We start from the raw sequence: 18,155 nt of genomic DNA on the forward strand, positions 1-18,155 counted from the left end.
ATCAAGCTCTGTTACAACTCATCCTCTAAAACTTCAGTATTGTTTTTTTTAATTTTCTCCATCTTGGCATTCAGCTTTAATACATCTTGATAGAGTCCATTAAACTTTTTCACCTGTGTTGTTTCAGCAAAAAGAATCATTTTGTCCTTACGTTGCCACTGATATTTCTTCAGCATATCGAACATGGCTTGTGCCTTTTCAATGATTTGCTGCTCAATCGGAAAAATGTCATGGGCTTTATCTGCTTTCAGATTATGTTCTAATTTTGCTAGGAGCGAGCTTCTCATTTCATTATGAATTGCTAAACTTTTTGCCTGCTGCATTGAACTGGTCTGAATCTGTTGCCGTGCTTGTTCATACTTCGCTGATGCTTTACGGACATTCACAAACATCTGTTCCGTATCTTTATAGCCCTGTTTACGATCTTGATCTAATCGTTCGACATTGAGAAAAGTATCCCAATTAGCAGCTTTGAGTTCCCGTAAATAATGATTGCGGGCTTCTACATTTTGCATCCAGTAGTTCAGTAGAAACTCAGACATCAACTTATAATCGCCAGATAAACGATCATCATGAATATCCAACTGTACGGGGGTTGACCAGTCTTGTGCCTGATCATAAAGTTCACGCATTTTCTCAGCCATCACCACTTCAAACATTTGCTGATTATTGATGGCTCGTTGTTTCAGAGTATGCTGATAAAAGAAAAATGAACCAATACAAAGCACCACAACTGTAATAAATAATAAAAAACGGCGCATATTGCCTCCAAGTATCATTATATTTTTTATGTTCTGAATCTGAGTTTAATTGATAAAACACATGTGGTTATAGTCCTTTTTATTTCACTTCTCGTAACGGAGCATTACATTTTCATCGCTTTAAATTCTACACGTTCGCCCCTATTATCTGTTTAACGAGAATTGAAGAGATCCACCATGCGTGTAGATATTTGGTCAGATGTGGTCTGTCCGTTTTGTTATATCGGTAAAAAGCGTCTTGAACATGTTGCCCAAGAAGCTGGTATTGAATTAGACATCCACTGGCATAGCTTTGAACTGGATCCAAATGCACCTGCTAAACACGACACCTCAAATACTGAACGTTTAGCCAAAAAGTATGGTCGTAGTTATGCTGAAATGGAAGAAATGGAACGTAATGTTGCAGCTATGGCCGCAGTAGAAGGTATCGATTTCCAATGGCAAAAGGCCAATTCAGGCAATAGCTTCAATGCACACCGCATTATCCACCTTGCACAAAGTAAGGGCTTGGGAAATGAAGCGAAAGAAGCATTCTTCCATGCTTATATGACTGAAGGTCTTGCGATTGGTGAGCGTGAAGTGGTTGAAGAAATCGCCTCACGGATTGGCCTAGACAATGCCGAAGTAGAATATGTGCTGGATACCAATGAACTCGCTGATTTTGTTCATCACGATGAACAAATTGCCCACGAACAATTGAAAGTGACAGGCGTTCCTTTCTTTGTGTTTGATCAAAAACTTGCTCTTTCAGGTGCTCAACCCCGTGAGATTTTCTTACAGGCTATGCAGCAAGCACAGTCAGAATCAACCGAAGAGATTGAGCAAACTGATGCAGCTCAATGTAATGATGATCAATGCGAAATTAAACCCTAATTTAGATTGATCAAAAAACCGCTTCCAGCAACGTATGGCAGCGGCTTTTTTATAACTAATTTTCTTTTATTTCAGTCTTTTATCTTTAAATAAATACCGTTTATCGACGGTCATGATTATTTCAATAACAACATATTTTTATTTGCTGAGCTTTTCATCAAGAGATATGTGAAAGTGATCACAATTCACGCACAAATTTATAGATAAAGTTTTATCTTATGATCTGCTTCTTCGATTCACTATTTTAAAATGTTTTTATTTTCAAAGAGAAACCATGACCCATATCTCGATTTAAGCGATGCAAATGAGATTTTCTACTAACTGCTCCACTATAGATTTTGCCTCTTTTTCTTCTATAATCGTCATAAAGTGACAATCTTTTGTGACTAAAATGTAGTCTTTGGAAGCTGCGTCTTTGAAGCAAATGTACGCATACATCCATATCGAAAACCGCTTGTCACAAGCGTAAAACAGCATACTTTATCAACTATAACCGATTAAAAACTGTTAGAAGCTGCTGTCACTTTGTCCTTATTCATGATTTAAAACAGGCTCAAGCCTATCTCTAAGGAAACAATAGATGGACGTATTAGAGAAAGCACTCTTGGTTGATGAGCTTAAAACGCTCGTTAACGGGCTTAATGATGATAAAACATCACTTTTTGAAATTGCTAAATCAAAACAACGCATCAAAGACATCTGCGCATCTTGCGACGATCCTAATTTTCAGGATCAACTGACACCCTTTAAAGAATTTATTCTCAATGAAGAATTTTCTAGCGAGGATTTGGCTCATTATGGCTATGCGATGACCTATCGTGGAACCTATAACTTTATGGGCCGTGTGGAAAATGCATTATTTGCTTCGGCTGATATGGGCTGGGCGGCATTACGTCAAGCACAGCACTGGCAGGTTTGGGTGATTCGTCCTGCACTCTCCTTCTTGAAAAGCCCTTGGCTGAACTCCGCTCAAGATGCCTTACTATGGCTACAAGAGCACGCTAGCGAATATGTTAAAACAGATCATGAATTACAAAATTTGATCCCTATCTTAGAACCGATTCAAGCTGCGGATATGCAACAAACGACAAGTAAAGACAGCCTATCTATTCTTAAAGAAGAAACTGCCAAATTCCAGACACAGCTCGAAGCAATTATTCAAGAAAAAATTCAACCCGCGCAAGTGACTCCCTCTATTCCAGCAGCAACACGGGTTAAGCCGAGTTTTAGATCAGGTACACGTCCATCAGCAAACCTGAATAAGGCAAAACCGCTAACACTGAATGATTTTAATTTGGATGGTTTACTCTGCAAATTAGAACGACTGGATCCACGAACCTTTCCATCGCTGTATCGAGTCGATTTACATAACGAAATTGATCAAAATATCAAAATTGACTGGCTGTATCTGAAAGCCGAAAATGAAGCTCAACCGCTTTGGGGATCAGCACAAATTTTCATTGCTGAGCAACTTTATGCGCAGGGCCAATTTTCACATTATGTGGTCTTGGTCGGAACCCATAGTGTCGAATACGCAACCACAATTTTACAGGCCTATACCAATCAACGACATACTCGAACCAGCTCCATTCATCAAACCAGCTGGAATAATTTTAAACAACATTATCATCAGCATGAGACCTTGTTTAATGAATGTATTATGAATGGCACTCTGGTTTGGCAACGCGATCAGCGTGTTTATCCTTATATTCCTGCATCATTTATCAACACGCAGAAATTTATTCCATTTGATGAGACTGCTGCTACTTTTTTAACGCCTGTGATTTTACTTAGAGAGCGTCAGAAAATTCGTGTTATTCATGGCTTAGAACGTGTCAAGCTGTCAAATGAAGACCAAGCCTACCCTTATCTATTATTAGACCGTGCCGATGGCTATACATGGCAATTGATCCGTCAGGTCATTAGCCGCTTACCTCAACCTATTTCTGTGCATGATCTCTATCAAGCCTTAGAAAATAGTGCCTTGCCAGAATCGTCTTAAACTGAACATTATTGATACGCTCTGTCCCAAGCTGTAATTCAGTGATTAGCTGCATTTTTCCAAAAGGACTTGGATCAGCTCATGCCGCTATATCTCACTAAACCATTATGATTTCTAGCATTTTTACATGGTTAAATTGCTGCTTTTTGTGTCTGATACTTGCTTTTATGGCCTCAATCATCAAAAGTTAACATAAGAACAATATATAAGTCTTCATTATGAATAATTTACAGCAAATGGTACCGACACGTATCTTTTTTGCTTTGCTAACACTTTCACTGGGTACGTTGAGTGTTACCAACGCAGAAACCAATGCTCAAAACCAGCAGCCCAATTCTGCTGAAAATTCGACCACATTAAATCACGATGAAAATGCATTGGACTACATTCCACGCTGGGTTGATGCAACGCCAACAATCTTTCCTGCGCAATCCAATCAATCTACGGTCCCACCGACTGCCGAAACCGAAGACAGAACCTGGGCCGATAAAAAGCAACGCAGTATTCGTGAATGGGCTGACCGTACTTCAGTCAAAATTGATGATTGGTTTGGTGATGTCGATCCTGAAAATCCAGCCTCAGCCACTATTCGGGTAATGCTTGATAACTACTGGAATGAATATGATGGTTATGAAGTCAAACCTCGTATCCGCGGTAAAATTAAATTACCGACCTTAGAGAAAAAGGTCAGTGTGGTATTTGGTGATGACTCTCTCGATGATGAATTTAAAAATAATGTTGCCAACACCAATAACCAGCCGAATCAGGATCCAGATAAAAAATTTGATTCCAAACAAACCCGAGACAGTAATGGTTCTTTAGCCTTACGTTGGTCAAATTTCTCCAAAAAACTCCCTTTTGAAACCGATGCTGACATTGGTATTCGTTCAGGCAGTGATATTTATGCCCGCTTAAGAGCGGAAAAACATTGGGATCTACGCAATGATTTTCGCTTTAATGCAGAACAAATTTATCGCTATGGCAGCAAAAGTGAAAATTATCTGCGCACCAATTTAGAGTTGATCCACGCACGCCCAAATCAACCCTTTATCTCCAATCAGTTCAGTTTGACCTACGCGGACAAGCAGGATGATGATCTATGGTGGGATAACCGTCTTTTCCGTCAACACCAGTTCTTTGCACATAACAACTTCAATTATGGCATTTATACCGGTGGCTACTACAACAAAGATGAACTCCGTTTAAACAGTTGGGGACCGTTTGTGTCATGGCGACAACCACTCTGGCGTGAATGGTTCTATGTACAAGGCGATCTTAATTATTTTAATGATCATCGAGAAGACCGTAATCATTTTGTCAGTACTTTCGTCCGACTTGAGACCTTATTCTAGTCCTTCCATCACAGCTCATCATGCCCAATTGAAATTTTGATTGGGCATTTTCATTGCTAAAATTGCTTGCACAATCAATAATTTTTTAAGCTTCGACTGTTATTATTATTTTCTTTTATTTTTCTTCACTTTAACATGTATCAACGATACGCTTTGGCTGTGTATTTTTTGATTGTAGGCAATCTTTGCCTCGGCGAGCTACTGACACCCTTCTTTCCAATATTCTTACCGCTTCATAGACATTTCAATCGCACATCAAATCTATTCTTAGATCAAAAGACTTGGCATCCCCTCACTCAAAAACAAGCCACAGAAACCTTTGCTTGCGATGTTGCAACAGAAAGACCAGAGGAGCAACTCAATGATACTCAACTGAGTCAGGAGTTAATGGCTGTTTTTGGCGAAGACTCATTATGGCAGCGTGCACAGCAGCCACCTCCGCTAAAAAAACTTGGTAAAGTCACTAAACATCATCAATCACATAAAAATATCAATTCTCCCAATCCTGTCAGCGCAAGTTGGAGTACGATTTCAAATTGGTTACCCTTTAACAATGATCTAGATCTGGGTTCGAACTCCAATACTGATATTTATGTGCAATTTCTTGCCAAGAAGCAATGGAATTTACACTCAGGACTGAATCTGGATACGGCGCAAATCTTCCGTTATGGCTCAAGCAGTAAAAACTATGCGGAAACCAATCTAAATCTAACCCAGATGTTTCAGCAACAAGCATTATTCTCAACTCAATTCAATCTGTCGAAGACCCAAGATGAAGACTACACTTGGCGTAATCGGACTTTCCAAAAGTTGCATTTACTCTCCAAAGACAACCTCAGCTATGGCATTGTCAGTGAAGGCGATTATGAAAAGAAAGAACTTCGAGTCAATCAATGGGGACCTTATTTTTCTTGGAAGCGTCCGATTTGGCGTAACTGGCTGTATATGCAAAATGATCTGAATTATTTAAATCTGCCTGCCGATAAGCAGGACAATCATTTCAGCTATCAAATGAGCTTTGAAGCCCACTTCTGATGAAAATAGCAACACCACTATGGATAACTTTAAAGTTATCCACACACATAAAAAAACCTCTGCCGAAGCAGAGGTTTTTTGTGATTAAAACGCTTATTTCAATAACAAGCTATTAATACGTTTAACATAGGCTGCTGGATCTTCTGGTAAGCCACCTTCTGCAATCACAGCCTGATCAAAGATCACATTGGCCAAATCATCAAACTGCGCTGAGTTCTCTAATTTTTTCACCAAAGGATGCTCAGGGTTAATTTCCAAAGTTGGCTTAATTTCAGGAACAGCTTGGCCTGCTTGCTTCAACATACGAATTAGCTGTGGCGAAAGTTCCCCTTCACTGGTAACCAAACATGCAGGAGAATCCACCAAACGTGTCGTCACACGCACTTCTTTGGTTTTGTCTTTTAACGAGCTACTTAAACGATCCACCACTGGCTTAAACTGTTCAGCCGCCTGCTCTAAGGCCTTTTTCTCTTCGGCATCTTGTAGATCACCAAGATCAACTGCACCTTTAGACACGTTCTGCAATGGCGTACCATCGAACTCAAATACAAAGTTCATGGCCCACTCATCAACGCGATCTGCCATGAGTAAAACTTCAATGCCTTTCTTCTTGAATACTTCAAGTTGTGGTGAGTTTTTCGCAGCCGTTAAATTATCCGCAGTCACATAATAAATCGCTTTCTGCCCTTCTTTCATACGTGCCTTGTAGTCGGCAAAAGAAGTACTGATCTCATCATGATTTGAAGTTGCAAAACGTAATAATTTTAAAATACGTTCACGATTACCCGTGTCTTCACCTAAACCTTCTTTCAATACTGAACCAAATTCAGTGTAGAAGGTTTTAAATTTCTCTTGGTCTTTCTCATCTTCCGATTTTGCCAAGCCATCCAGTAAGGTCAATACACGACGCGCATTACCTTCACGAATGGTTTTTACATCACGGCTTTCTTGTAAAAGTTCACGGCTGACGTTCAGCGGTAAATCCGCACTGTCCACCACGCCTTGAACAAAACGTAAATAATTTGGAATCAGGTTATCTGCTTCATCCAAGATAAATACACGTTTTACATACAGCTTAATGCCTGCTTTTGCTTCACGGGTAAACAAATCCTGTTTGGCCTGACTTGGGATATACAGCAACTGAGTATATTCAGTGCTACCTTCCACGCGGTTATGCGCCCATGCCAAAGGCTCTGCAAAATCGTGGCTCAGGTTCTTATAAAACTCGATGTATTGCTCATCAGTGATTTCACTCTTGTTGCGCGTCCATAACGCACTTGCTGAGTTGATCGCTTCCCATTCATCCGTCTTCACCATTTGGCCGCCTTTCGGTTCTTCACCTTCAGCGACTTCTTCCTCTTGCCACACTTCTTTTTGCATTTCGATTGGCAAACTGATGTGGTCAGAATATTTATTGATGATTTGTTTAACCTTCCACGACTCTAAATAGTCAAGTGCATCATCACGTAAATGCAAGATGATGTCTGTACCACGTGTTGCTTTCTCAATCGTTTGAACTTCAAATTCACCTGTACCACCACTGATCCAACGCACAGCTTCAGCTGCATCCAGCCCTGCACGACGTGATTCAACGGTAATTTTATCGGCAACAATAAAACCTGAGTAGAAACCAACACCAAACTGACCAATCAACTGGGCATCTGATTTTTGGTCGCCTGTTAGCTTAGACATAAAGTCTTTGGTACCTGACTTTGCAATGGTCCCTAGGTTATCAATGGCTTCTTGTTGGCTTAGACCAATCCCGTTATCTGAAATAGTTAAGGTTTTATTGTCTTTATCCAAGCTGACGCGAACACGTAAATCTGGATCATTTTCATAATATTCAGGGTGATTAATCCCTTCAAAACGTAACTTATCGCAAGCATCCGATGCATTTGAAATCAATTCACGTAAGAAAATTTCAGGGTTGGAATACAGTGAATGGGTCACTAAATGCAATAACTGAGCAACCTCAGCTTGGAAACTATAATTCTGTGCGACTTGCTCACTCATAAATCACTCCTTATCTGTGCTTATATCTTGGAATGATTTATGAATGGTGCATATCTTGGATTTTTCAATCCTTGATGTTTATTTTTCAGCTAAAAATCGCACAAAAGTTACAATTAGAATGGACCTTGACTCAAGACTCGCGTCTGTAGAAGTTGATCTAACTGTTGCTGTCTTTGTGCATAGGCACGCTTCAGACAAGGGCTATTGGCAGCACAGGAATTACGCTGTTTTAACCATTTAAATTGTTGATCTTTCTCTGCATCACGACCACCCATAGGTAAAGCATGCAGAATGATTTGGTAGGTGGTCGCAAGTTTGACATCGGCATCATTTAAACTGCGGTCATTGCAAATCTGTTGTTCAGCTTTTAGCTTCGCCGCCTTACAAGAGAAACTCGCTGCCTGAGCTTGGGACAAAATTAATAAGGGTGTGAGTAATAATGCTGTCGTTATCAATTTTTTCATCATGGATCATTCACTTTTATTTAAGCTTATGTCTCAGCATACAAAACTCAAGTGTTGAAGCCTGTATTGGTTTTATATTCAAATTGCAAAAATAAAAAACCTCACACAAGGTGAGGTTCTTCAATCTTTCACTGACTTAGAACTTGTAGCTATAACCTAATGTATACACCACTGGATTGAGGTCTAAATCAAATTTAGTGCCATCGACCAAGGTCACTTCTGGGCTAATGTCTGCATAACGCACATCAACATAAACACCCCAGTTTTTCGCATCAGCAGGCTGGAAGTTAAAACCTAACTGACCGGCAAAACCAAATGCTTCTTTTACATCTTTCGCTACACCCTTTTCATGCCAAGGGATGAAGGCTGTACCACCGACACCAATATATGGCGTGAAGCGAGTTGAGTTTTTAAAGTTATATTTCGCTGTAATTGTTGGTGGTAAATGGCGAACACTCGCAACAGACTCACCATTTAATAAAACATCATGCTTCACAGGTGTCGCCAATAAAATTTCAGCTGAGAATGGCGTTTCACCAAAGAAATATTCAACCGATGGCGTAAATGCAAACTCGTAATCCCCTTTTACAGTTGCACCTGGCTTTAAAGTTACATCCGCAGTTGGATCAATTAAACTCGCACCTACTTTAACTTGAAAGCCCCCTGCAAATGCAGTTGAAGATAACCCCAATAATGCAACAACCAATACTTTCTTTAACATTAAAACAACCTCTTTAACAATTTATGTTCTTGTTCAACATAATAAACACGGGTTTTTACATTATGCAATACTTATTAATTCCGACCATTTAAATCTATTTTGTAATATGTTGAATATTAATAAAATATAATTGTTAAAATATGTAATATTTATTAATTCAGACCTTTTTAGTCCACTTAAATCACTATAAAACCTAGCATTTCAATCAGAATACATCAATTTCAAATATTAGATAAAGTTTTTAGAAAAATTCAATTTAGATGGATTAAAAAATATAGTCACATAAAACTTAATATTAAAATCACATTATAAAAGAGACAAAAAATGTCAAATACTGATTATTTTTATATTTTAATTCTAGAAAATATACAAGCATAAAAAATGGCTCTTAAAGAGCCATTTTCATTATAAAACCATTGCGGCAATCCAGCCAAAAATAAGCAGCGGGATATTAAAATGTATAAAAGTCGGCACAACCGTATCCCAAATGTGATCATGTTGACCATCTACACCTAAACCAGCTGTTGGTCCTAAAGTCGAATCAGATGCAGGTGAACCCGCATCACCTAATGCTGCAGCGGTACCAATTAAAGCGATTGTTGCTAAAGGTGAGAAGCCAAACTGTACACACAAAGGTACGTAAATCACGGCCAGCACAGGCACACTTGAGAACGATGAACCAATACCAATCGTCACGAATAAGCCGATAAAGAGCATCAGGAACGCAGCTAATGCATGGTTATCACCAATGATATGCACCACGCCATTAACCAGATGGGTAATATCACCTGTATGGGTCATCACTGAGGCAAAACCTGCCGCAGAGATCATGATAAAGCCCACTAGCGCCATCATTCGCATACCTTGTACAAATACGTCATCAGCATCTTGCCATTTAAAAATACCTGATGCGGACAACACTGCAAAACCAACCAAGCCACCTAGAATCATCGAACCTGAATAGAGCTGAGCAACCAGAGTTAAACCAATCGCAAGAACGGCCATAAACATGGTTTTCTTGGAGATATAAGGTACATTCTCAGCTTCTTGTTTGAGTTCTTCAGCATCCGCTTTGAGATCATACTCTGCTTGTGTAGTCACTTTCAGTGGCTTGTCTAGATCAATGGTTTTAACTGGTGTAATTGAACGATCAACATAAATACGCGGCTTACGATAGCTAATAAATACCGCAACTAAGGTACCAATCACCATCCCTAAGACTGGAATCGCCATACCGATTGGCATCATGCCCCGTTCCACATGCAAACCGTAAGCTGCGCCAATCTTGTTGATATTGCCCATCAGAATTTGTTCAAGGAAAATCGCACCAAAGCCAACAGGCAGGAAAATATAGGTCCCGACCAGGCCTAAAGTCATCACACATGCTGCCGCTCGACGATCTAGCTTCAAGTGGTTCATCACTTTCAATAAAGGCGGAACCAATACCGGGATAAAGGCAATATGTACAGGAATCAGGTTTTGAGAGAAGATTGCAGCAATTAGTAGAATCGTTAATAAAAGATATTTCACCTTTTTCTGCTGGTTTTTACCTGCTTCCATTCCTAATAAACCAATCAGTTTATGGGCCAGTAAATCGGGCAATCCAGACTTTGAAAGTGCCAATGCAAATGCACCTAATACTGCATAAGCCAAAGCAACTTCAGCACCATCACCCAAGCCAGCATTAAATGCTTCTACAGTTTGAGAAAGACTTAGACCAGCGACCAAGCCTCCAATAATGGCTGAAATCACCAAAGTGAGAACAACAGAAACTCGTGCCAGTGACAAGATAAACATCACGGCAATCGCAATTACGACAGCATTCATGAACAAATTCAGGAGCAAAGAAAAGGCGATATTCTAGCAGATTCATTAAAACCTAGCTGAAAATATCGCCGTCTTATTGCTAATCTTAAGTGATTTTTAGCTTAATAAATCCACTAAAGCCTTAAGCAGCTTGACGTTGCACGAATTGACGGATCAGTTCAGCAATTTTTTCAGGCTGACTCAGTACCGCCCAGTGGTTGGCATCCAGTTCGACATACTCAAATTTTTCCACCCATTTCGGCATTGCTTCAGTGATGTACTCTGGACTCACAAAAGCATCACGCTGTAGCACGATCGCTTGTACAGGGCATTGTGCATAGCGTTGGCGTGGCTGAGTAAGAGATGGGATAAAATTGGCACGGTAAAGATTAATACCGTATTTACCATCCGCCACAATATTGGCATTCAAAGGTAAATTTTTCTTCTTTTCCAAACCACTTAGGATCTTGCCCCATTTTTCTGGACTAAAGAATGTCCATACCGTTGGTGCAACTAAAGGTAAATGGAAAGCACCGATATACCAAGATTTGGTCAGCATTTTCAGTACATTGCTTGGTGCAGATTTAAATTTTTCACGTAAATAGAGAGATGCATGGTCTAAACAAGGACCTGAAATCGTCGTATAAGACAATAAACGACCTTTGAGTTTTGGTTCAGTCGCTGACTCCCAAGACTGTAATGAACCCCAGTCATGTGCTGCCATATGAAAGTTACGGCTTGGGATCACGGCATCAACCACTTCTTGAAGGTCCAATGACAAACGTGGCAAACGATAATCTTTGATGCGCTTAGGAATCGAAGACAGACCTGCACCACGCACATCATAAGTCACCACATAGTAATCATCGACAAGGTTTTCAATGATCGGCTCCCAAACTTCCTGATTATCTGGATAGCCATGTACTAAAACTAGAGGTGTTTTTTTCTCATCTCCCCATGTTTTGACACAAAGCGTTTGCTGATCAGACGTCGTTACTGTTTTTACTTGTGCTTGCATAATTCTTTCCCATTTTGTTTTCTATCGGCTTGGTCATAAAACAGCCATTGCCAGCGATGCAATAAAAATGATACTTATGGAGTATGAATAGAGTTGCAAGAAAAAAAATTGACCATGAAAGACTTTTTCAAAAAAATTCGAACCATTCCTGCGATATCCAAATTTATGCTCAATCATTACTCACCTTATCGCGGTGCAGGTATTGAGATTGAAACCATTGATCTGGATGATTACTACATTCGAGTCAAAATGCCACTGACGAGACGTAACCGCAATCTTGTCGGAACGCATTTTGGCGGCAGCCTTTATTCAATGGTCGACCCTTTTTATATGCTGATTCTGATTCATCATTTGGGGCATAAATATATTGTCTGGGATAAAAGTGCCACGATTAACTTTCTCTCACCAGGCCGTAATACAGTGTATGCTGAGATTCAACTGAATCGTGATGAAATCACTGAAATCAAGAAATTGGCTGAAAATCATGAGCCTGTTCTACGCCATTACACATTGAATATTGTTGATGAAGCAGGAACGCGAATTGCAGAAGTTGAAAAGGTTCTTTATATCCGTCGTAAAAAACCCAAAGCCAGTGCTTAGCGCCCTTCACATAAAAATGCCTGCAATCGTTTGCAGGCATTTTTGAATCTGATGATCAGAAATTATCTCTTTTTCTCTTGGATTGCGGCACCCGCACCACCACCGATTGCACCACCAATTGCAGCGCCTGAGTCACCACCAAAGATTGCTTTACCCACGACAGAACCGATACCAGCACCAATCGCGCTACTGGTGGTAGAACTGCTATTCGCGCCCTTCGCATTAGCACCTACACCTGCACCCGCAGCTGCACCAACACCCGCACCTAATCCGCCACCTACATGGTTACCTAGACCGCCACCGACAGCACCACCAAGAGCTGCTGTACCAATACGCTGGTCAGAGGCACTCATATTTTGACAGCCTGTAAACATTACCGCCGATAACACCAAAGTTGAAACTAAACCAATTGTTTTTTTCATGACTATACTCACTTCTATACCATCTAGTGAAAAGCATAATCTTCTTTTATGGGGAATTTGATCACATTGTGTTATCACAATGTCCTAATCGATTGATATTTTGTAAAGGCGGCTGCTTTTAAAAAATTTGAATGAAGATGATATAAATAAGATCAAGATACCTTTGCTCAACACTGAGTGCTTTAAAGAATTAGGATGAATTAAAATTTGAATTATAAATAGGGGCTTTATTATGGAACTTTTCTCGGCAATGCATTTATGCCCAATGAGAAAGGACAACTTTCTTCAATGAAACTGTTCGATGGCTCAAGCTCAAAGAGATAATCAGCCATCGAGCGATTTCTATTCAGGCTTAGTACTTGCCTTTTTTCTCACCATAAGCAGAACCAGCACTACCACCAAGTGCACCACCTACAGCCGCACCTGAATCGCCACCCAATACTGCACCACCAATCACTGCACCTAAACCAGCACCGATCGCACTGTTTCTGGTATTTTTACTATTTGAACCTTTAGCATTGGCAGCAACACCCGCGCCAATTGCAGCACCAAGACCAGCTCCAAGGTTACCACCCACGTGCTTACCTACTGCACCGCCTGCACCACCGCCAATTGCAGCAGAACCAATACGTTTACTTTCTGGGCTCGCATTCTGGCAACCCACAAAAAGTGTAGTTGACATTAAACCAACGCCAGCAATCATCATCATTTTTTTCATTAGAACAACTCCTCTCTCAGATGTGCATAGAATAGTATTGTTTAATGAACTGTTTACTTTTATTAAGTAATCAAATGCTGATGCTGTAATGTGTTTTTGTAACAACTGCTTTATTTTTCCACAAAAAAAGGCACCCGAAGGTGCCTTTTTAATTCGTTAAAACTTAGAACTGGTCTGAGTTCAACGCTTGACTAAATGCTTGATCAACTTCACTGAAATCGTTGTGAAGTTCAAACTCAGCAGCTTCTGATTCTTGACGACGACGCTCTAGGTGATACGCAAGACCTGTACCAGCAGGGATCAAGCGACCTACAACAACGTTCTCTTTCAAGCCACGTAAATCATCTTCTTTACCTGTTACAGCCGCTTCAGTTAACACACGAGTTGTTTCCTGGAACGATGCAGCAGAGATGAACGAGTCAGTAGAAAGCGACGCTTTCGTGATACCCATTAACTGACGTTCAAACTTCGCAGGGAACTTGTTCTGAGCCAAGACAGCTTGGTTCTCTTGAACAACGCGGATGTAATCCACTTGCTCACCTTTGATGAAGCTTGTATCACCGCCATCAGTGATATCAACTTTACGCAACATTTGACGTACAACAACTTCAATGTGCTTATCGTTGATTTTTACACCTTGGAGACGGTAAACGTCTTGAACTTCGTTCACGATGTAGTTGGTTAATGCAACTTCACCTTTCAAACGTAAGATGTCATGTGGGTTCTGTGGACCATCAGAAATGGTTTCACCACGGTTCACATGCTCACCTTCAAACACGTTGATCGTACGCCATTTTGGAATCAATTCTTCGTAGATCTCAGAACCATCATCCGGAGTAATCACTAAACGGTTTTTACCTTTAGTCTCTTTACCGAAGCTTACAACACCTGATACTTCTGCAAGAATCGCATGCTCTTTCGGTTTACGCGCTTCAAACAAGTCAGCTACGCGTGGAAGACCACCGGTAATATCACGTGTACGTGAAGTTTCTTGTGGTACACGACCAAGTACATCACCCACACCGATCGTTGCGCCATCGCGAACAGTTACGATCGTATTTTGTGGTAAGAAGTAGAATTGTTCGCCGCCATCTGTTGTATCCAACACAATTGCAGGACGTAAATCTTTACCAGAAGCAGGACGAGCTGTTACAGGCAAGATTTCAACAGTGGTCATACCTGTCGCATCATCTGTCTTAGAGGTTGCAGTTACACCATCAGCAATTTGGCTGAAACGTGCTTTACCCGCAACTTCGGTAACAAGTGGATGTGTATGTGGATCCCAAGTCGCCACGATACCGCCAGCTTCTACAGCTTCACCATCTTTCAACAAGATGCTTGCACCGTAAGGAAGTTTATAGCGCTCACGCTCACGACCTAAATCATCCGCAATACCAATTTCACCTGAACGTGAAACTGACACTAAGTGACCTTTGGCATGTTGTACAGTTTTCACGTTGTGGAAACGTACAGTACCTTTATTACGTACTTGAACACTGTTTGCAGCAGAAGTTCGGCTTGCAGCACCACCAACGTGGAAGGTACGCATTGTTAACTGTGTACCAGGTTCACCAATTGACTGAGCAGCCATTACACCGACAGATTCACCTGGATTCACCAAGTGACCGCGTGCAAGATCACGACCATAACAGCGTGCACATACACCGAATGTCGATTCACATGCAATTACTGAACGTACTTTAACTTCATCGACACCCGCTTCTTCAAGCTCAGCAGCAATTTTCTCGTCAATTAACGTACCACGTGGAAGTACAACTTCATCATCAGATGCACGACGTACATCTTCAGCAGTTACACGACCCAATACGCGATCGCGTAATGGCTCGATCACGTCACCACCTTGAATGAATGGTGTCATCACTAAGCCACCAGCTGTACCACAATCAGATTCAGTAATAACTAAATCTTGTGCTACGTCTACAAGACGACGAGTCAAGTAACCAGAGTTCGCAGTTTTCAATGCGGTATCGGCCAAACCTTTACGCGCACCGTGTGTTGAGATGAAGTACTGAAGTACTGTCAAACCTTCACGGAAGTTTGCTTTAATTGGGGTCTCAATGATCGAGCCATCTGGCTTAGCCATCAAACCACGCATACCAGCAAGCTGACGGATCTGCGCCGCACTACCACGGGCACCCGAGTCAGACATCATATAAATTGAGTTGAATGACTTCTGTTTCTCGTCTTCACCTTGTTTGTTTTTCACAAGGGTATAAGACAAGTTATCCATCATTGCTTTCGCAACTTGGTCATTGGTACGAGCCCAAATATCGACCACTTTGTTATAGCGCTCACCCGCAGTTACGAAGCCTTGTTCAAACTGTTGTTCGATTTCACGAACTTCAGTTTCAGCTTTGTCGATAATGGTGTGCTTATTTGGTGGAATAAGCATGTCTTCCATACCTACAGATACACCTGAACGCGTCGCTTGACGGAAGCCCAAATACATCAATTGATCAGCAAAGATAACAGTATCTTTCAAACCAAGCTTACGGTAGCAAGAGTTGATTAACTTAGAGATGTTTTTCTTAGTCATCTCAAGGTTGATCGATTCAAAGCTTAAACCTTGTGGAACAACTTCCCACAACAAGCAACGACCTGGTGTTGTATCAACAATAATAGTTTGCTTTTCACGCTGACCATTTTCATCAATTACAGTTTGGTGTACACGTACTTTAACGCGTGCATGGATCGCAACTTTACCAGTCGCTAAGGCACGGTTAACTTCGTGTGTATCCGCAAACACCATGCCTTCACCTTTGGCATTTACCGCATCACGCGTGATGTAGTAAAGACCCAAGACAACGTCCTGAGAAGGAACGATGATTGGCTCACCGTTTGCAGGTGACAAGATGTTATTGGTTGACATCATCAACGCACGTGCTTCTAACTGTGCTTCAAGTGTCAATGGAACGTGTACCGCCATTTGGTCACCATCGAAGTCGGCGTTAAACGCAGCACATACGAGTGGGTGAAGACGGATCGCTTTACCTTCGATCAGAATAGGTTCAAACGCTTGAAGACCTAAACGGTGAAGTGTTGGCGCACGGTTCAACATGACTGGATGTTGACGAATCACAGATGCAAGAACGTCCCAAACTTCTGGTGTCTCACGCTCAACCATTTTCTTCGCAGCTTTAATGGTTGTTGCTTGGCCAGAAGCTTGTAATTTCGCGAAAATAAATGGCTTGAATAGTTCAAGTGCCATCTTCTTCGGAAGACCACATTGGTGAAGACGTAAAGTAGGACCAACGGTAATTACCGAACGACCAGAATAGTCAACACGCTTACCAAGTAAGTTTTGACGGAAACGACCTTGTTTACCTTTGATCATGTCTGCCAAAGATTTCAATGGACGTTTGTTCGAACCTGTAATTGCACGACCACGACGACCGTTATCAAGCAACGCATCTACAGACTCTTGTAACATACGTTTTTCGTTACGTACGATAATGTCTGGTGCAGCTAAGTCTAGAAGACGTTTTAAACGGTTGTTACGGTTGATCACACGACGATACAAATCGTTCAAGTCTGAAGTCGCGAAACGACCACCTTCAAGTGGTACAAGCGGACGTAAATCTGGTGGAAGTACCGGAAGTACGTTCATCACCATCCATTCAGGCTTGTTATTTGAATCTTTGAAAGCTTCCATCAATTTCAAACGCTTAGACGATTTCTTAAGTTTCGTCTCAGAGGTTGTTTGAGGAATTTCTTCGCGTAAACGCGCAATTTCAGCTTCAAGATCGATATCTTTTAATAGATCCTGAATCGCTTCTGCACCCATCTTCGCAGTGAATTCATCACCGTGTTCTTCAAGTGCATTGTAGTATTCTTCGTCTGTTAAAAGTTGATACTTTTCAAACGGAGTCATACCAGGATCTGTTACAACATAAGATTCGAAATACAATACGCGTTCGATATCACGTAATGTCATATCAAGAAGTAAACCGATACGGCTCGGTAATGATTTCAAGAACCAAATATGTGCAACTGGAGATGCAAGCTCGATGTGACCCATACGTTCACGACGAACTTTGGCAGTTGTTACTTCAACGCCACATTTTTCACAAATGACACCTTTGTATTTCATACGCTTGTATTTACCACACAAGCATTCGTAATCTTTTACTGGACCAAAGATTTTGGCACAGAACAAACCGTCACGTTCAGGTTTAAAAGTACGGTAGTTAATGGTTTCAGGCTTTTTAACTTCACCGTGAGACCATGACTTAATCATCTCTGGCGACGCAAGACCAATACGGATACGGTCAAATTCAACAGGTGCATGACCTTCTGAATCCGGTTTCTTACGCATGATATCGAGCAAGTCTTTCAATTTTTTTCTCCGT

At 41.0% G+C, this 18,155-nt stretch carries 14 protein-coding genes; 5 read left to right on the forward strand and 9 right to left on the reverse strand.

Annotated elements, in window-relative coordinates; all coding sequences use genetic code 11:
* Nucleotides 1–11: 11 nt before the first annotated feature.
* On the reverse strand, nt 12–761 hold the full coding sequence (locus FPL17_RS12570) for a hypothetical protein (RefSeq protein WP_159885366.1): 750 nt from the start codon (nt 759–761) through the stop codon (nt 12–14).
* Nucleotides 762–938: 177 nt separating this feature from the next.
* On the opposite strand from FPL17_RS12570, the gene FPL17_RS12575 reads away from it, so the two are divergent.
* The 4 genes from FPL17_RS12575 to FPL17_RS12590 all read left to right on the forward strand — a co-directional run bounded on the left by FPL17_RS12575 (nt 939) and on the right by FPL17_RS12590 (nt 6,023).
* On the forward strand, nt 939–1,634 hold the full coding sequence (locus FPL17_RS12575; protein WP_005191894.1) for a DsbA family oxidoreductase: 696 nt from the start codon (nt 939–941) through the stop codon (nt 1,632–1,634).
* 580 nt (nt 1,635–2,214) lie between these two features.
* Nucleotides 2,215–3,636, forward strand: a complete 1,422-nt coding sequence (locus FPL17_RS12580; protein ID WP_159885368.1) for a hypothetical protein — start codon at nt 2,215–2,217, stop codon at nt 3,634–3,636.
* A 218-nt stretch (nt 3,637–3,854) separates the two neighbouring features.
* On the forward strand, nt 3,855–4,988 hold the full coding sequence (locus tag FPL17_RS12585; protein ID WP_151715595.1) for a hypothetical protein: 1,134 nt from the start codon (nt 3,855–3,857) through the stop codon (nt 4,986–4,988).
* Between the two features lie 135 nt (nt 4,989–5,123).
* Complete coding sequence (locus FPL17_RS12590; RefSeq protein ID WP_159885370.1) at nt 5,124–6,023, forward strand: selenocysteine synthase; 900 nt, start codon at nt 5,124–5,126, stop codon at nt 6,021–6,023.
* Between the two features lie 93 nt (nt 6,024–6,116).
* Here the strand turns inward: FPL17_RS12590 and htpG are convergent, their stop codons facing one another.
* The 5 genes from htpG to FPL17_RS12615 form a co-directional block, all read right to left on the reverse strand.
* A complete protein-coding gene (gene htpG, locus FPL17_RS12595) occupies nt 6,117–8,036 on the reverse strand; it encodes a molecular chaperone HtpG (RefSeq protein ID WP_159885372.1) in 1,920 nt (639 codons plus the stop codon).
* 113 nt (nt 8,037–8,149) lie between these two features.
* On the reverse strand, nt 8,150–8,500 hold the full coding sequence (locus tag FPL17_RS12600; RefSeq protein WP_032864566.1) for a lysozyme inhibitor LprI family protein: 351 nt from the start codon (nt 8,498–8,500) through the stop codon (nt 8,150–8,152).
* Between the two features lie 136 nt (nt 8,501–8,636).
* Nucleotides 8,637–9,221: an OmpW/AlkL family protein gene (locus tag FPL17_RS12605; RefSeq protein ID WP_151715598.1), complete on the reverse strand. Its 585-nt coding sequence runs from the start codon at nt 9,219–9,221 to the stop codon at nt 8,637–8,639.
* A gap of 405 nt (nt 9,222–9,626) precedes the next feature.
* Nucleotides 9,627–11,048, reverse strand: a complete 1,422-nt coding sequence (locus FPL17_RS12610; RefSeq protein WP_005191876.1) for a Na+/H+ antiporter family protein — start codon at nt 11,046–11,048, stop codon at nt 9,627–9,629.
* Between the two features lie 121 nt (nt 11,049–11,169).
* Nucleotides 11,170–12,045 (reverse strand): alpha/beta fold hydrolase, encoded by an 876-nt coding sequence (locus FPL17_RS12615; protein ID WP_159885374.1) that lies wholly within the window; start codon nt 12,043–12,045, stop codon nt 11,170–11,172.
* A gap of 114 nt (nt 12,046–12,159) precedes the next feature.
* Between FPL17_RS12615 and FPL17_RS12620 the strand changes: the two genes are divergently transcribed.
* Nucleotides 12,160–12,645, forward strand: a complete 486-nt coding sequence (locus tag FPL17_RS12620; RefSeq protein ID WP_159886860.1) for a DUF4442 domain-containing protein — start codon at nt 12,160–12,162, stop codon at nt 12,643–12,645.
* 62 nt (nt 12,646–12,707) lie between these two features.
* Here the strand turns inward: FPL17_RS12620 and FPL17_RS12625 are convergent, their stop codons facing one another.
* The 3 genes from FPL17_RS12625 to rpoC form a co-directional block, all read right to left on the reverse strand.
* Nucleotides 12,708–13,067, reverse strand: coding sequence for a YMGG-like glycine zipper-containing protein (locus FPL17_RS12625; RefSeq protein ID WP_004774022.1), 360 nt, complete (start codon nt 13,065–13,067; stop codon nt 12,708–12,710).
* A 352-nt stretch (nt 13,068–13,419) separates the two neighbouring features.
* Nucleotides 13,420–13,785 carry a hypothetical protein gene (locus tag FPL17_RS12630; RefSeq protein ID WP_004774021.1) on the reverse strand — a complete coding sequence of 122 codons (366 nt, stop codon included), beginning with the start codon at nt 13,783–13,785 and terminating at the stop codon, nt 13,420–13,422.
* A gap of 163 nt (nt 13,786–13,948) precedes the next feature.
* Nucleotides 13,949–18,142 carry a DNA-directed RNA polymerase subunit beta' gene (rpoC, locus tag FPL17_RS12635; protein ID WP_005191871.1) on the reverse strand — a complete coding sequence of 1,398 codons (4,194 nt, stop codon included), beginning with the start codon at nt 18,140–18,142 and terminating at the stop codon, nt 13,949–13,951.
* Nucleotides 18,143–18,155 lie beyond the last annotated feature (13 nt).

Origin of the sequence: Acinetobacter dispersus (assembly GCF_009884975.1) — a bacterium.
GTDB lineage: Bacteria > Pseudomonadota > Gammaproteobacteria > Pseudomonadales > Moraxellaceae > Acinetobacter > Acinetobacter dispersus.

What these genes read in the sequence shown, in the direction of transcription:
- FPL17_RS12570 (WP_159885366.1), bottom strand. Translation starts at nt 761, where the DNA reads ATGCGCCGTTTTTTATTATTTATTACAGTTGTGGTGCTTTGTATTGGT.
- FPL17_RS12575 (WP_005191894.1), top strand. Translation starts at nt 939, where the DNA reads ATGCGTGTAGATATTTGGTCAGATGTGGTCTGTCCGTTTTGTTATATC.
- FPL17_RS12580 (WP_159885368.1), top strand. Translation starts at nt 2,215, where the DNA reads ATGGACGTATTAGAGAAAGCACTCTTGGTTGATGAGCTTAAAACGCTC.
- FPL17_RS12585 (WP_151715595.1), top strand. Translation starts at nt 3,855, where the DNA reads ATGAATAATTTACAGCAAATGGTACCGACACGTATCTTTTTTGCTTTG.
- FPL17_RS12590 (WP_159885370.1), top strand. Translation starts at nt 5,124, where the DNA reads ATGTATCAACGATACGCTTTGGCTGTGTATTTTTTGATTGTAGGCAAT.
- htpG (WP_159885372.1), bottom strand. Translation starts at nt 8,036, where the DNA reads ATGAGTGAGCAAGTCGCACAGAATTATAGTTTCCAAGCTGAGGTTGCT.
- FPL17_RS12600 (WP_032864566.1), bottom strand. Translation starts at nt 8,500, where the DNA reads ATGAAAAAATTGATAACGACAGCATTATTACTCACACCCTTATTAATT.
- FPL17_RS12605 (WP_151715598.1), bottom strand. Translation starts at nt 9,221, where the DNA reads ATGTTAAAGAAAGTATTGGTTGTTGCATTATTGGGGTTATCTTCAACT.
- FPL17_RS12610 (WP_005191876.1), bottom strand. Translation starts at nt 11,048, where the DNA reads ATGAATGCTGTCGTAATTGCGATTGCCGTGATGTTTATCTTGTCACTG.
- FPL17_RS12615 (WP_159885374.1), bottom strand. Translation starts at nt 12,045, where the DNA reads ATGCAAGCACAAGTAAAAACAGTAACGACGTCTGATCAGCAAACGCTT.
- FPL17_RS12620 (WP_159886860.1), top strand. Translation starts at nt 12,160, where the DNA reads ATGAAAGACTTTTTCAAAAAAATTCGAACCATTCCTGCGATATCCAAA.
- FPL17_RS12625 (WP_004774022.1), bottom strand. Translation starts at nt 13,067, where the DNA reads ATGAAAAAAACAATTGGTTTAGTTTCAACTTTGGTGTTATCGGCGGTA.
- FPL17_RS12630 (WP_004774021.1), bottom strand. Translation starts at nt 13,785, where the DNA reads ATGAAAAAAATGATGATGATTGCTGGCGTTGGTTTAATGTCAACTACA.